Source organism: Xylanibacillus composti (assembly GCF_018403685.1).
GTDB classification, from domain to species: domain Bacteria; phylum Bacillota; class Bacilli; order Paenibacillales; family K13; genus Xylanibacillus; species Xylanibacillus composti.
Map to the genome: position 1 here is coordinate 19,771 of NZ_BOVK01000028.1, position 16,631 is coordinate 36,401.

Here is a 16,631-nt window from a genome sequence, read left to right on the forward strand (position 1 = left end):
CCGGTCGCCCGATCAAAAATCGAAATCCGCTCCTGCCGAAGCCGCAGCCAGCGCCGCCGCTTGCGGCCGGTCTGCTCTCTCCAGCAAAGCTATATCGGCAATTCGCACGTCGCGGTCTGCGGTCACTTGTTCGAGCAGCCGCTTGAAGTGCTGCAGAATCAGCTGCGCCGTAGATTCCGCAAACAGCGCGCTCGCATATTCCAGTCTGATGGCGATGCCTTCAGTCTCGTCCACGGTCATGACCAAGTCGAATTTCACCGTTCGATCTGTCCAGCCTGCCAGTTCAATCGGACGAAGCCATTGCTTATCCGGCTTGCCACTAGACGATTCGCCCTGTTCCACAGCGAGCAGCGTTGTAAAGATGGGGGTCCGGCTGCTGTCCCTCGGAATATTCAGCTGTCTGACCAGCTCCTCCAGCGGATACTCCTGGCGATCCATCGCTTGCAGCGCCTGGCTCCGCACCTCCTGCAAATACGCGGCAAAATGCATGTCCGGCCGCGGGAACGTGCGCATTGGCAGCGTATTGACGAACATCCCGACGATTGGCTCCAGCTCTGTCCGCAGCCGGCCGGACACCGGCGTGCCGACCGCCACATCCTCGCTGCCGGTATACTTCGCCAGCAGCACAGAGAAGCTGGCCAACATGAGCATGTAGGTTGTAACACCGGCTGTTCGCTGCAACTCGCGAATGTTATTCGTCAGCGACTCTTCCAACAGCATCTCCACAGTCCCTCCTGCGAAGCTCTGCACAGCCGGTCTGGGGAAATCCGTCGGCAGCTCCAGCGGCGCCGGAAGCGGCGTGAACTTGCGCATCCAGAAGCGCTCCGTCTCCGCCCATGTCCCCTCTGCCAGCATCCGCTGCTGCCATGCGGCAAAGTGGCGATACTGCAAGGGCAGCGGACTTAGTTCCACTCCCTCATAGAGAGCGGCCAAATCGTCAAGGAGCACAGCCAGCGACACGCCGTCGGAAATGATATGATGCATATCCATGAACAAGTACGTGTGTCCGGCGTGCTGCAGCTCGCCAATTCTGTACAGCGGCGCTTCATCCAGGCGAAACGGCTGGACGAAGCGCTCCATGGCGCCGGACAGCCCGTCCCCCTCTTCCTCTAGCCGCGACCAGGACACGATGGACTCCTTGCCAATATGCTGGCGAAGCTCGCCGCCCTCCAGAACAAATCGGGTCCGCAGCGCCTCGTGACGCTGAACAAGCTGCCGAACGGCCTGCTTGAGACGCGCTACATCTGCCTGACCATCCAGCGCGAACAGCTGCGGCATATTGTAGCTTGTTCCGACACCTTCCATATTGTGTATGACGTACAGCGCTTTTTGCGCGGCGGAAGCCGGAGCGATGATTTCGTCCTTCGTTTCCGCAAATTCAAGTCCAGACCAGCCCGCGTCGGTGTCCTGCTGCGGCTGCAGCTGTCTGAGCTTGCGGGCCTGGCCCTGTATCGTCGTCGCCTCGTACAAGTCCTTCAAGGAAACCTGTATGCCAAAATGCTGGCGAATGCGCGCGGCCAGCGCGAACAGCTTCAACGAATGGCCGCCTGTCGCGAAGAAATCATCCTCTGTCCCGATGTCCGAACGTCCCAGCACAGTTTGCCATATTTCCAGCAGCTGCTGTTCCAATTCGTCAGCAGGTCTGCTCCGCTCTTGCGAAGCCTGCGCCTCAGGCTTCGGAAGCGCCCTGCGATTGACCTTGCCGCTTGCGGACAATGGCATTTCGTCCAGCTGGCAGTAGATCGCGGGCACCATGTACCGAGGCAGCGCAGCGGACAGTTCCTGCTTCAGCCGAGCCAGGTCCAGCTTTTCCTCTGCCGTTATATAAGCGCAGAGCAGCGGTTCCCCCTCCAGCTCTGCCACGGTCACCACGGCTTCCTTCACCATGCCCGTCTGCAGCAGCTGGAATTCGATCTCCCCCAGCTCAATGCGCAGCCCGCGTATCTGCACCTGATTATCGATGCGGCCGAGGTATTCGAGATTGCCATCCGGCAAATACCTGGCCAAGTCCCCGGTTTTGTACATGCGCGTCCAGCCCGACTCGGGAAAGGCATGCGGCAGAAAGGCGTCTGCTGTTCTCTCAGGATCATGCAAATACCCCAGCGCCAGGCAATCGCCCGCAATATAAATCTCCCCGGCAACGCCAGGCGGCACAACATGCAGGTCGCGGTCTAGCAGCATGATCTGCACATTCGGAATCGGACGGCCAATCGGAATGCGGCGCCCTTCGCCGCCCCGAATCTCGTAGCTGACACAGCCAATGCTCGCCTCTGTCGGCCCGTACAAATTCGTGATCTGCACCTCCGGCCGCAGTCTCCGGAAAGCCTGGATCGCTCCAGCCGCTGCTTCCTCCCCGCCGACAATTATGCTTGTCACCGGGCGCAGCCGCTCTGTCCAATCAGCGGCCCCGCCCACAAGCTGATCTACAATCACTTGGAACACGGACGGGACGAAATCCACAAGCGTCACTTGATGGCGCTCGATTGTCTCGGTCAAATAGTCCGCATGCAGCAGCCGCTCCCCATCGGGCAGCACAGTGCGGCCGCCGCGCGTCAACGGCCAATACAGCTGCCATACGGCGCTGTCGAACACATGGGAGGTTGTCTGCAATACTGATTGCACAGCCTCTTCTCCGAAATAGGCATCCATCCAATAGAAGCGGTTGGCAATTCCCTTGTGCGGCACGACGACGCCCTTCGGCGTGCCCGTCGATCCCGACGTGTAGATGACATACATGGCATCCTCCGGCTCTACCGGGACTGCCAAATCCGGAATGAGCGGCAGTTCCACAGCCTTGACGGCCACTACCTCCACCTGATCGACGACTCCACGGGGAAGCTTGACTGCGTGCTCTGCTGCCGACAGCACAAGCTTAGCCCCGGCAGCGCTGATGATCGCGTTCGACCGCTCGTCCGGCCAATTCACATCCATCGGAACGAAAGCAGCGCCGGCCTTCATCACGGCAAGCAGCGAGATGACCAATTCGAAGCTTCTATCCATCCACACAGGCACATAGCTGCCCTTGCCTATGCCTCGTCCGCGAAGTCTTACAGCCAGCGCGTTGGCTTTGCCGTTCAACTCGGAATAACGAAGCGCGCTTTCGTTATGCACGGCAGCTATGCGGTCCGGAATGCTCGCGGCCTGCGCCTCGATGGCGTAGTGAATCGGAAGATGAGCCATTTCCCTTTTGGGCGGATTGTATCGTTCCAGCTGGCGCAGGGCTGCTTCCCTCGACAGCAGCGATATCGAGGAGATCGAGCGCTCCTCCTGTTCCAGCACTGCGTCTAATATATGAATGTAGTGGCGCAGGAAGGCCTCCATCGTCTCGATGCGGAACAAATCGGAGGCGTAGACAAGCTCCATCTCGTATCCGTCTGCTTGCCGCACTGCCTCAATGGCGAAATCGAATTTCGCCTTGCCTGTGCGAAGCGGTACCCAGCTTGCCGAATGACCGGCGAACTGGTAGGACTCCCGCTCCTCCCGGTATGAGAAAAGCGTAGGCAGCAGCTCTGCCATGGCAACTCCCTGGCGGCCGCCTGCGGCCTGCAGCTCCTCGACGACCGACTCAAGCGGCGCATCCTGATGCCGGAAAGCGCCGGAAAGCGCCTCTTTGGTCTCTGCCAAAAATTGCTCAAATGACTTGTCTCCGGCTGGCTGCTGACGCAGAGCCAGCGTGTTGACGAACATGCCAGCGGTCTGCTCCCATACCGGCAGCGAGCGGCCAACCACCGGAATGCCGACAATCAGGTCATGCTGGGAGGTGTACTTGGACAACAAGACAAAATATGCCGCCAGCATGTACATATACGGCGTCGCTTTGTGCTTGACTGCCCGCGCTTCCACTTGTCTGGACAAGCTCGTCCCCAGCGGCAAGGAAACCCTTCCTTCCCCGGCCAGCTCGCGGCGTTCCCCCTTCGGATAATCGGTCGGGAAGCGCATCAGCGGCCAATCGCCGGCCAGCCGGTCTAGCCAATAGGCGCGCTGGCGCAAGGCTCTGCCGTCAGGCGCCTGCTGCCATGCGGCAAACTCCTTGTATTGAACCGAAAGCGGGGGCAGCTCCCTGCCCAGGTACAAGGCCTCAAAGTCCCGGAACAGCAGCTCGATGGTCACCGCATCCGCAGCGAGATGATGCACATCTATCAGCACAAGGCTGCTTTGCTGCGCAAGCGGCAGCACTTGCATGCGGCATAGGGGCGCCCGGGACAAATCAAACGGACGAACGAAGTGTTGCATCTCTTCTCTGGCGGCACGCTCGTCCATCATGGGCGCAATCTTCACTTCTGACTCCACCGCTTCTGCCGCATGCACAACCATTCGCGGCTCGCCGTCCGCGAGCACGTAGGACGTTCGCAGCGCTTCATGCCGACGAATCAGCTCGCGCCAGGCGCGGGCCAGGCGATCCGGATATAGCTCGCCCTCTATACGAAATGCGGCTGGCATGTTGTAAGCCGTTGACGCGCCTTCCATCTGCTCGATGAAGTAGAGCCGCTTCTGGGCAGAGGACAGCGGGTAATGCGGCTGCGGCGGCAGTGCAGGAATCGCCTCCTCCGCTGCAACAGCCTCCATCGCTTGCAGTTCGTCCGACATGTCAGCGAGCCGGGATGCTTCGAAGATCAGGGTGACAGGAACATCCAGCCCCCATTCCTGGCCAATGCGATGCGCCAAGGCGAGCGCCTTCAGCGAATGGCCGCCCAGCTCGAAGAAGTCGTCCGTCAAGCCGACGTCCTCCACATCCAGTACAGCCTTCCATATCTCGATCAGCCGCAAGTCCATTTCGTTCCGAGGCGCTGCTTGCGGCGACTGTTCACGCTGTCCGCTTCGCGGATCCGGCAGCGCCCGCATGTCCAGCTTCCCGTTAACGGTCATCGGCAGCGCATCCAGCTCTACAACGAAGGACGGAAGCATATAATCCGGCAAATAGCGGGCCATGAAGCTCCGCAGCTCCTTCCGGCTCCAATCGCGGTTCGCCAAGATGTAGGCGCACAAATACGAATCGCCGCTGCCATCTGTTCGGCACGCAACCGCTGCCTCTCTGACCGCTTCATGGCGCTGCAGCACCCGTTCAATTTCCCCAGGCTCCACCCGGTACCCGCGAATGCTGACCTGCTGGTCAACGCGTCCCAGATAGATCAAGGCTCCGTCCGCTGTCCATTTGGCCCGGTCGCCAGTCCGATAGAGCGTGTCCCCCTCACAGAACGGGCTCGGTATGAACGCCTCTTCCATCCCTTCGGGGCGACCCAGATAACCCCGACTTACTCCGGCCCCCGCGATGCAGAGCTGCCCTGGCATTCCCACAGGGACAGGTAGATTGCGGTCGTCCAGGATATACACCTTGTAATGCGCAATCGGCCTGCCGATGCTGATCCGCTCCTGATCGGGCTCCACGCGTCCATAGCTGGCACACACTGTCGTCTCCGTCGGCCCGTATGTGTTGTACACTTCGCACCTTTCTAGAAATCGCGCGACATGGCTTCGCTTGAGCACATCGCCTCCGCTGATCACCAGCCGGAGGCTGTCCGGAATCGGATGACGGTTCAGCTCGTTCAGCAGCAGCGGCGAACAGCTTATGACGGTAACTCCGGATTTCGCAAGCCTCTCAGCCAGCAGGGGAATTTGCCTCAGCTCCTCTTTGGATACTGCCGCAATGGTCGCGCCCGCGGCGAGGGCCGGAAATACTTCCTCCACGAAGACATCAAAGGTGAAGGCTGCCTGTTGAAGAACCACATCCGCAGTCGTCAACCGGAATTGCTGCCGGAAGGCAGATACGTACGCCGCGACATTCCGGTGCTCGACCATGACTCCCTTCGGCCTGCCTGTCGTCCCCGAGGTATAGAGCACATAAGCCAAATCTCCCGGACGGTTCACCGGCAGCCGGTTCGCGCCTTGCTCCGGCATTTCGCATCGTGCATCTGCCAAGTCATGCGAGGCTGAATTGCCAATGTGCCGGCCATCGTTCCGCTGGCCTGTTCCTACGGCATCTGCTTGGTTTCCGCCGGCTGCCGCTGCCTGCTCTCCGCCAGCGGCAACTTCCGCCAGACCGCCGGCCCCGTCATCGGTCAAGCGCAGCTGCCGAACCTCCTGCGGAATGGCTGCGATGAGCTTGCCGTCTGTCAGCAGCAGCTTCAGGCCGCTGTCTGCTATCATGAAGGCAACCCGTTCCTCCGGATATTCGGGATCTATGGGCAGATAAGCCGCGCCGGCCTTCCATACAGCAAGCAGCGCGGCAATTTGGATAATCCCCCGTTCCGCGGCTACGCCGACAATTTGCTCCCGTTCCGCCCCGCACTGCCGCAGCGTATGCGCCCAAGCCTCGCTCAATCTATCCAGCTCGCGGTACGTAAGCATACGCTCGCCAAACTGCACGGCCGGTTGATGCGGCGTTCGCTTTGCCTGCTCCGTGAATTGTTCAACGACCATTCGCGCCGGCAACGGCCCAGCTTGAGCCGATTCGGCGAATTTGTGCAGGACAAGCTGCCTCTCTTCGTCTGACAGCAAGTTCAATTCGTCCAGACTGGCATGCGGTTTGCGCGCCATTTCGCGCAGCAGCTGCATATAGTGGCCCGCCACCCGTTCCACCGTGTCAGGCGCAAACAGAGCTGCCCTGTATTCCAGCTTCAGCTGCAAGCCATCCTCGTTCTCCATGCACTCCAGAACAAGATCGAACATGGCGCTGACCGGATCCACCTCTTGCGGCTGCATCGTCACTTCTCCCAGTCGCATGTCCGGCAGCGGCGCGTTCTGCATGACGAACATTGTGTCGAAAAGCGGATTGCGCTTGCCGCCGCGCTCCAGCTTCAGCTGTTCAACCAGCTCGTCGAACGGATAATCCTGGGCATCCATAGCCGCCAAGACGGTATCCCCGACCTGCTCCAACCATTGCTGCACGGATAGCTCCGATCTCGGAAAGCAGCGAATCGGCAGCGTATTGACGAACATGCCAACCATCCGCTCCACATCCCCGTGCGTGCGGCCCGATACCGGTATGCCGATTACAAGATCATCCTCCCCGCTATATTTCCAGAGAAGCACCGCATAAGCGGACAGCAAAACAGCGAACAAGGTCGTACCGCTCGACAAAGCCATCTGCTTCAGGACATCTGCCTGCTCCCGCTGCAGCGCAACGCGCAGGGTGCGGCCGTTGTCGTTCTGTACGTCCGACCGGGGCTTGTCTGTCGGCAGCTGCAATACAGGCGGGAGGGCTGCGAACTGCTTCAGCCAATACTGCTCTTGGCGCTTTCTGTAATTGGATGCCGCCCCTTCCTGCTCCCACATGCTGTAATCTATGTAGTGAAGCTCGGCTTCAGGCAGCCTCTCTCCGGCATACAAGCGCTGGAGCTCGTCCAGCAATACGCCAAGCGAAGTAGCGTCGGCAATGCTGTGGTGCAAGTCAAGAAACAGCATGTGCAGATTGGGCGCCATTCGAAACAAGACAGCGCGGAACAAGGACGGCTTGGCCAGATCAAACGGACGAATGTGCTGTTGGAGGGCCGCATGAATGTGCCGCTCAGACACTTCTGCGATCGCCAACGCAAAGTTTGCCGGCTCATGGAGCCTTTGCCATACCTTGCCGTCCCTGTAATGAAGCGAGGTGCGCAGTGGCTCGTGGCGTGCAGCGAGCTGTTGCAGCGCCGCTTCCAGGCGCGAAGCCTCCAGCTTGCCTTCGATGCGCAGGGCTTTGCTGATGTTATAGGCCGTCGAAGCCGGATTCATCATCTGCAGGATATACATACGCGCCTGTGCTGCGGATGCCGGAAATTCCGCTGTCGTCCGCTCCACTCTCGCGATTGGCGGCAGCGCATCCGAGCGTGCTTCGCGAATGCGCGCGGCCAGCTCGCGAACCGTCGGCTGCAGGAAGATTTCCCTGACAGTCACCCGCACGCCGAATGTCTTCTGTATGCGTGTCGCCAACAAGGTCGCCTGCAGGGAGTGTCCGCCCAGTTCGAAAAAGGAGTCGTCGATCCCGATATCCGGTAAGCGGAGCAGCTCGCTCCACATGCAGGCCAGCCCCCGCTCAAGCTCGTCCCTGGGCGCTTCAGCGTTCCTGCTCTGTGCCGCAGCCAATGCCGGATCAGGCAGGCGGCTGCGGTCAAGCTTGCCATGTACGGTAAGCGGAATGCGGTCGACAGCAACATAATAGGCCGGAAGCATGTAATCCGGCAGGTGCTCGGACAGCTGTCGTCTCAACTCGGCCGCCGACCATTCCTTTCTCCCGACAAAATAGGCGCACAGCGCCGTGTAATGCTCGCCCTCGCGCAGCGGAACTACCCGCGCTTCCGCAACGCCCGAGCATTGCTCAATCGCCTTCTCCACCTCGCTCAGCTCTACCCGGTAACCGCGGATTTTGATCTGCTGGTCTGCACGGCCAAGAAAGATCAAGTTGCCGTCCGGGAGCCAACGCGCCTGATCGCCGGTTCGGTATATCCGCTCATTGCCGGCGAACGGTGCATGGCCAAATCGCTCTGCTGTCAGCTCGGGCTTTCCCCAGTAGCCTCTGGCCACGCCAGGTCCAGCCACGCAGATTTCGCCGGGTACGCCGACCGGAACCGGATTCCCCTGACCATCCGCGAGATAGATTTGATACCCGGAAATCGGCTTGCCGATCGGGAAGCGTTCGTCCTCGGGATTGCAGCAGTAGTAGGCAGCGCACACGGTTGCCTCCGTAGGACCGTATGTATTGTAAACTGCACAATGCTGCATCAGATTCGAGACGGACTCCGGCTTCAGCGTATCACCGCCGCTAATCACAAGGCGCAGGGATGAAGGCAGCGGCAGCTGATTGATTTCGTGCACCAGCTGCGAGCTGCAGCTGATGACCGTAACCTGTTCCTCCTCCAACCGTTCCGCCAGCGTAGGCATGTCCAGCACATCCACCTTCTGCATCATGACCAAGGAGGCGCCAACCGTCAAAGCCGGCAGCACTTCCTCTATATAGTTGTCGAAGGCGAAGGACGCCTGCTGCAGCACCACATCCTCTGGCGAGAGTTTGAATTCCCGCTGAAAAGCATCGATATAAGCGGACAGGCTGCCATGCTCAAGCATTACCCCTTTTGGCTCTCCCGTCGTGCCCGAAGTGTAGAGCAGCAGGGCCAAGTCCCCTTGCTTCAGCTGCACCGCTCCGGCTCCTCCCTCCCCGCCTTCCTGCCACAGGAGATCATACGGAACCAGCGAGGTATAGCCTGCGAGCCGTTCCCTTCCCGCTGCATCGACGATGAGGATGACTGGCTCGGTATCCTGTACCATGTAGCGAATGCGCGCATCCGGATAACCCAGGTCTATCGGCAGACATGCCCCGCCCGCCTGCCAAACCGCCAAGCATGCGGCAAGCTGCTTGGGACCGCTCTCCATCAGAATGCCGACAACCGCTTCTCGCCCAACTCCGCGCTGCTGCAGCGCACAGGTCAACCGATCCGCCTCGGCATACAGCTCGCCATAGGACAAACCGCCTTTATCCCCATGCAATGCCAGCCTGCCCGGCTCTCGGAGCGCCTGCTTCGCAAACCGCACCGGGAACGGCAGGCACTCGCCGGGCATGTCTTGTCCGTGCTGGAAACGGTCAAGGAGGCGGCGTTCTTCCGGCCCGACCAGCGATATCTGCGCAAGTAAAGTGTCTGGATTCAGCGCGACAGCCTCCAGAATGCGGATGTAGTAGTCGGCCAGTCGGCGTATCGTGTCGCGCTCGAACAAATCTGAACTATACTCCAGCACAAAGCCGAGCTTGCCCGCCCTCTCCGCCGCCTCCAGGCTTAGGTCGACCTTGGCTGTATGGCGTGCCGTTTCCAGCCACTCGACTGTCTGGAACTCCTCCGGCAGGGCAAGATCCGTCTGCTGCATGACGAACACGACGTCGTACAGCGCATTGCGATCCCATGTCGGCCGAAGCTGGAGCTGCTCCACAAGCTCTTCCGTATAATAGGCCTGATTTGCCAGTGCCTCCCTAACCTTCTGCTTCACATGCTGCAGCAGCCGGGCAAAGGATTCCTCCGCTTGTCCTTGCAGCCGCAAAGGCAGCGTATTGATCAGCATGCCGCCTGTACGCCGCAGCTCGGCGTGTTCCCGATTGGCAAGCGGCGAGCCGATCACAATATCCTGCTCGCCCGTCACCTTCGAAAGCCATACATAGTACGCTGCGAGCAGCACCATATAAGGCGTCACACCGGTTGCCTGTGCCAGCTGTCTCAGCTTCGCGGTCAAGTCAGCGCCGGCTTCAAAGGATAAGCTGTCACCCTTGAATGTCCATGCCGGAGGCCGCTTCCTGTCCGTCGGCAGCTCCAGCGCCTGCGGCGGCTCCGAGAATTGGCCAAGCCAATAAGCCCGCGGCGCTTCGAAATCGCCTGCTCCCTCCCGCTGCAGCCGCCAAACGCAAAAATCCGCCAAAGTCGCCTTCTCACCCTGAATGGCTTCGCCGGACATGCAGCGGAACAAATTTTCCAGCATCGCCAGTACCGAGCTGCCGTCCGTTATCGTGTGGTGAAAGTCGAGTACCAGTATATCCTTGTCTGTCTCCTTGTCATGCAACAGGCCAACCCGCCACAGCGGCGGACGATTCAGCGTGTACGGCTTCTGCCAAGCGGCAATGCGTTCCCGATATCCCCCCTGTCCCTCTATCCTTTCCACTTGCACAGGTACAGACGCATATACGCGCCAATACAGGTCGCGGCCATCGTCGGCAAAGGCCATTCGCAGCGAAGCATGAGCGTCCGCCAGCTGCAGCAGTGCCGCTTGCAAGCGTTCGATGTCGATCCTTGCCGGCATCTGCAAGGCAATCGTGATATGATTGGCAGTCCCGGCTTGTCCCAGCTGCTCGAGCACATACAGCCTTCGCTGGTTAGGCAGCGCGGGAATTGCCGCAGTCCGGCCGGCCCCATGTATAGGAATCACTTCCCGCACGTTCTCTTGCACCAGCCGGGCTTCTTCCAAATAAGCGGACAGTCGGGTCAAGCTGCCCAGCTCCAGAAGCTGAGGAACGGAAATCTCTACGCCGTACGTCTCCGCGAGCAGTTCGCTTAAGTAGGCGAGCTTGAGTGAATCGATCCCCCATTCGTAGAAGCTGTCGCCTGCCGCTTGATCGCGGCGGGCAGCTCTCTGCACCAACGCCAGCAGCTGCGCGCCCGCATTTGTCTCGGACAGCGGCACAGAAGCCTGTTGACGGAGCGACCCCTGCTCGCGCATTTCCCGAAGCAGCTCCTCATAGTCCCCCCGCATATATTGCTCGGCCAGCTTGTATCGTTGCAGCTTGCCGCTCGTCGTCTTCGGCAGATGACGAACCGGGATGACCGCGTTTACGTTCAGCCCTGTCTCCGCCTTTACAGCCTGGCGCACGCTGTCGGCCAGAGGCAGGATCACGTCCCAATTCGTCCTCGCCGCAGCCAGGAAGAACAACAGCTCGTCCTCACAGCCCTCGTTAGGGCGTACGCCGCAAGCAGCGATGCGTCCGCGCTCCACGCCTTCCACTTGTATCGCGATTGCTTCCAGGTCATGGGGATATACGTTTTGCCCGTTGACGAACAGGATATCCTTCTCCCGTCCGGTAACGACCAGCCGGCCATCGCGCATAAAGCCAAGATCCCCGGTTCGCAGCCAGCCATCCGCTGTGAACGCCCGGCGTGTAGCCTCCGGGTTTCGATAGTAGCCCTGCGTCACATTGTCTCCCTGTATCTGAATATGTCCGATGGTCCAGTCCGGCAGTACTTCATCCTGCTCGCCGCAAATACGCACGGCGCAATCCTGAACCGGGTACCCCTCATCCACGAAGAGCGCCCCCGCGTCGGCATCTCCAGCCACCCGGACACGCTCTCCCTTGGCCAGACTGCGGCGTTCTGCCTTCACAATGCGCACCGCTTCTCCTATAGGAGGAAAAGCTACGGCCAGGCTCGCTTCCGCCATGCCGTAAACCGGGAACATCGTATTGGGCTGGAGTCCGCAAGGCTGCAGGCGTTCCATGAACTGCGCGCACAGCGTGGGCGAGATCGGTTCCGCTCCATTGAAAATAAGCCGCACGCCGGACAAGTCCAGCCCTTCCAGATCCTTGTCCCGACAGTAGTCCAACACGAATTTATAGCCAAAGTTAGGAGAGGACAAATAGTGAATCCGGTGCTCGCTCACTTTCTTCAGCCAGAGAGAGGGCCGGCGAATGAATAGAGCTGTCGGCATCTGGTATTGATGGGCGCCCGCAGCCAGCGGCACCAGGTGGCCGCCGATCAGTCCCATGTCATGGGTGAACGGCATCCAGTTCAGACAGCGACCGTCCGGCTCAAACTCCATCCCTTTCTGAATCGCCCGAATATTGGCCAGCAAATTGCGGTGGGTCAGCATCACCCCCTTGGGCTCGCCCGTGGAACCGGAGGAAAACTGGATAAATGCCACTTCCTCTTCCTCGCACTGCCGAACACTGCCTGCTCCCTGCCCGATTTCCCCTTTTTCCGGACGCAGAATAAAGTTCCCGTCACGCTGTACAGAAAGCGAAAGTTCCGCCTTCTGCAAATCAAAATCTGTAATAAGCCAAGGGTGCTCCAACAAGCGCCAGATGTTCTCCAGCTTCCGCAAATGCTCAGGCTGCAGGGAAGCGGTAATGGGAACCGGGATAAATCCGCCCAATATGCATGCCCAGAACGACACCAGGAAATCGATCGGCTGCTCCACATACAGCACGACTTCCTGGCGGGGTTTCATCCCTTGGTCCTGCATCCGCTTGAGCATGACTAGAGATTGCCGATACAAGTCCGCATAAGCAAGATAGGTGTCCGCTTGTCCCGAAATGGCGAAGATGCCCTTGCCGCCCTTTGCGGCCTGACTGATGATATCCTGCAGTGTCTTCACGTGTCACCCTCCATTGCATGTTTCCGTGATTAGATAAATACCTTTTGTTTCGATGCCGTCTGGCCGCTGCCCTGAATGTCGTCTGCCCAAATTTGCTCCATCGTCTCGTGCGAAATGTCTTTGTGCATGTCCTCCTTCGAGGCATACGTAAACACAATGACCGTGCGCCGCGATGAACCGAACAACGGGCTGACCCGGTGCATCGTCGTATTCGCTTTCATGAAATAGCACTGACCCTGGGGAACATGCAGCCTTCTTACGGGATGGGCATCCAGCACCCGCTGCACACAGTGCTCCTTATCTTCGCGATTCCATTCTGTGTGCGGCACGTACTCGATCCATGCACCGTCATCCGGCGACGGCGATTCTACCATCCAAATCAAGGCGAATGCATAATCGTCCCAATGCCAGCCATGCGTATCCCCGGATGCCTCTTGTCTGTTGATCAGGTATTCCTCCGGTTCGTAAGGCACCGGAAGCACATCTTGATGCCCGTTGACCTTCTTTAGAAAATCCCGGATGGGCGCGGACGAGAAAAAAGCCGGGATATACACGCCATTCTCCTTAATTACCATTCTGCCTGCACTGCTGAAGCATCGCGGCGTATTGCCTGTCTGTGGTATGACGGTCTCCCTGCGCCTGCCCCACCGTTCCAGGATCGTCAACGCCTCGTCTTCCATTCTGCGGCGCAGGTCTTCAGGCAGCAGCTGCTCCAGAACAACAACATCTTGATCGCGAAATGTTTGTGCCAATGCTTCGGCCACACCCGTTGGGATCGATTGCAGGTGTTCACGCACGCTTTGATCAAATTGATCTTGTATATGCATAGGTTCGCTCTCTCCTCTTCTTTTCTTTGCAACAGCCGTCCCGCCTAAAAAACTAGAAAATCATACAGATAGTTGCCTCCCTGTCCAACCGACTAGGAGGCCTCCAGCAGGCCGGAAGACTGCCCGTAACCGGCCGGAACTCTGCAATCCTTATAACTCTGTTCGAAAATAATAGAGGTTCAGATTAAGATCATCTGAACCTCTCGGATGTACATACAGATATTAATATGTTTTCAAAGTGAGCACTTCTCTGGAATCTCGAATATCCTTTGGATATACGCCCAAGCCCCCATTGCCATCCAAATCAAGGCCTATTGTATCCATGAAGGCGCACCATACGAGCTGAGAGCAATTAAAGGAACTGCCTCCGCAAGAACGGTTGATGGCAAAATTGTTGTTGTATGAGGAACCAATCTTGGATTCCGCCCATAAAGCTGCTTGTTGGTCTTGCGATAAGGAAGTCTTTTTGACCTTCATGAGCCGGGAATCGCTTTCTACCGTCAAGCCGCCGCCGTGAAGCGCCACAACTGTGTCCAGCAAATCCTTGCCGCTGGCGTACGCAGGAACAGACAACAGCCAACAAGCTGAGACTCAGGAACAACAGTTTTCTCATTCCCATTCGAATTTATTAGAAATTTTCTGGTCAGAAAAATCTCCACAACATAAGTGAGTGGCTGGTTGAACCTCCTTCTATAATTTAGATTATTTTACATTTAATTAATGTATATATGTATAATGTCTATACATCAATTGGCATAATCACTCTAAAGTGATTATATAGGAATATTGTGAGGTGCAACAACAGAGATATTTGTCGAAAAATGTAAAATGTTTTCATGTCCCTCCTGCCAGCGCTGCTGAAGCAGCCGGCCTCATTGCCGGTCTTCAAACACGTAAAAATCATATAAGAACACGCCGCTTCTCCCGATTTGCTCCTGCAATTCAGGGATCACGACGGTGCGTTCCAGCTTCCCGGACAAATCAAAAGTTTGCAGCTGATACATGCCGGTTGTTTCATGGAATCGGAAAAAGTGCAGGCGTTCCTCCTGGAAACGCGCATACTCGCTCTGCTTATACTCCTGTCTTTCATAACCTTGCAAATGGAATTGCAGCTCTGTTTGCTTATGCTCCAGATCAGTCGCGTACACATCTCCAAATCCGTCTACGAAATAGAGGGAGCCGTCCGCGACCGTCAGGGTGCTTCGGTTAAAGAAGTAGTATTGAGTGGTATCGTCCGGATACTGCAGCAACGGATACACTTGCATGGACGCCGGCTTGGACGCGATGTCTATCTCCATCAGCTGGAGTTCCACAGTGCTGCCGTGAAGCTCGGCAAAGATGCCGTACATGTAATGGTCATGCGGGACCAGATTGGTAAACATAAATCGGGCGTCTGTCTCCATTTCCTTCAGGAACGTCCGTTGGTTGACTAGCTCCTCGCCTTGAAAGGCTACCGTATGGAAGTATAGTTCCTTCGGATCGTCCAACCCGGAAGAGATGAGATAGAGCTGCTCCTCATCGTCGCCCCAGGCTTCCAAATACTCCTCAATGATGCCGCAGTGATGACTGTCGGCTCCCCCCCAGCGAACCTTGGAAATGTAGCCGGAGTAATCCTCGGTAAATCGGTCGTTGAACAACGCATAGTACTGGCCGGTTGCGTCCAGCGTGCCGGAAGACTGTCCGTACCCTGCCGGCACCCGGCAGTCCTCATAGGCGATGCGTTCCACTTGGCTTTGTTCATCTATGAGCAGCAGCTGTTCCTTCTGGTTCAGCACAAGCTGTCCTTCCAGCGGAATGAGGGCATTCCACTCCAGCCCTTCGCTCCGCAAGGAGGCGAACTCGCCCGACTCATCGACCAGCACCAAATACCCTGTGCCGTCATCCACTTTTTCATGTACCAAATCTGTAGAAAAATAGAGCGCTGCCGTCGCCTCCTCCCAAGCGACCGACTCTCCGGCAAAGGAAGGTTCAGCGTTGTCGTTTTTTTCAATGCAGCCTGCTAGCATAATTATAAGCAGCAGAACAACTGCCGCCCGGATGCTCATTTCTATGAAATATGGACCTTGCTGCCTGTTCATCCCCATACGAACGCCCCTCTGTCATAAAATATAGGAGAGGTCCAGATGACATGACCTGAACCTCTCGGATGACTGTTTATGAATTAATAAGTACGAAGGGTCGAGACTCTGCTGGAATCGCGAATATCATTCGGATATACGCCCAAGCCGCCATTGCCATCCAGATCAACGTTGGCCACTTGCATGAAGGCACACCATACGAGCTGGGAGCAATTGAAGGAGCTGCCCCCGCAAGAGCGGTTGATGGCAAAGTTGTTATTATAGGAGTTGCCAACCTTGCCGTTTGCCCAGTCTGCTGCTTGCGAGTCTTGCGTGGTCGTCGTGGTTCTGGCTGTCATAATGCGGGAGCCGCTTTCTACCATTCTGCCGTTGATCGATACTCTTCTTACGCCTGAACTAGGATTCGCTGCTTCAACGATCGTCGTGGTCGTATAGTAAATGCCAATATGTCCATGATTTACGAACAACGTCGAGGCCGGCTGATAGAAGAATGTGCCTTTGCGGCTGGAATGAAGCTGGTAAGTACCGCCGCTGCCGCCGCCGGAGGATGAAGATTTCAGCGTCATCGCAGGACGTTCCGGAGTTGCGGATTGAACAGCAACCAGCAACTCACTGTGAATTTGATTGAGGATTTCATCCTCAGTCATGCCTGTTTCCTGGGACAACGCGGCGACCTGCTTCGCCAACTCCTCCTTCGTCAAGCCGTTGCCATGGAGCGAAACGACTGTATCCAGCATATCCTTGCTGCTGGCGTAAGCCGGAACGGAGAGCATCAGCATCAAGCAGAGACTCAAGAACAACAGTTTTCTCATTAGGAACTTCCTTTCCTATTGCTTTTTTTTATTTAGAAATTTTCTGGCCAGAAAAATTTCTGCGGATTGCATCTTTTGCGAGTACGTTGAACCTCCTC

5 protein-coding genes are annotated in these 16,631 nt (G+C 57.6%); all 5 read right to left on the reverse strand.

Annotation, left to right across the window (positions count from 1 at the left end; translation table 11 throughout):
- Nucleotides 1-12: 12 nt before the first annotated feature.
- Nucleotides 13-12,816, reverse strand: coding sequence for a non-ribosomal peptide synthetase (locus tag XYCOK13_RS11205; RefSeq protein ID WP_213412244.1), 12,804 nt, complete (start codon nt 12,814-12,816; stop codon nt 13-15).
- A 29-nt stretch (nt 12,817-12,845) separates the two neighbouring features.
- Complete coding sequence (locus XYCOK13_RS11210) at nt 12,846-13,643, reverse strand: HalD/BesD family halogenase (protein ID WP_213412245.1); 798 nt, start codon at nt 13,641-13,643, stop codon at nt 12,846-12,848.
- 222 nt (nt 13,644-13,865) lie between these two features.
- Complete coding sequence (locus XYCOK13_RS11215) at nt 13,866-14,216, reverse strand: hypothetical protein (RefSeq protein WP_213412246.1); 351 nt, start codon at nt 14,214-14,216, stop codon at nt 13,866-13,868.
- A 299-nt stretch (nt 14,217-14,515) separates the two neighbouring features.
- Nucleotides 14,516-15,727, reverse strand: coding sequence for a YycP family beta-propeller protein (locus tag XYCOK13_RS11220; RefSeq protein ID WP_213412247.1), 1,212 nt, complete (start codon nt 15,725-15,727; stop codon nt 14,516-14,518).
- A gap of 77 nt (nt 15,728-15,804) precedes the next feature.
- Complete coding sequence (locus XYCOK13_RS11225; protein ID WP_213412248.1) at nt 15,805-16,533, reverse strand: hypothetical protein; 729 nt, start codon at nt 16,531-16,533, stop codon at nt 15,805-15,807.
- Nucleotides 16,534-16,631: the final 98 nt, after the last annotated feature.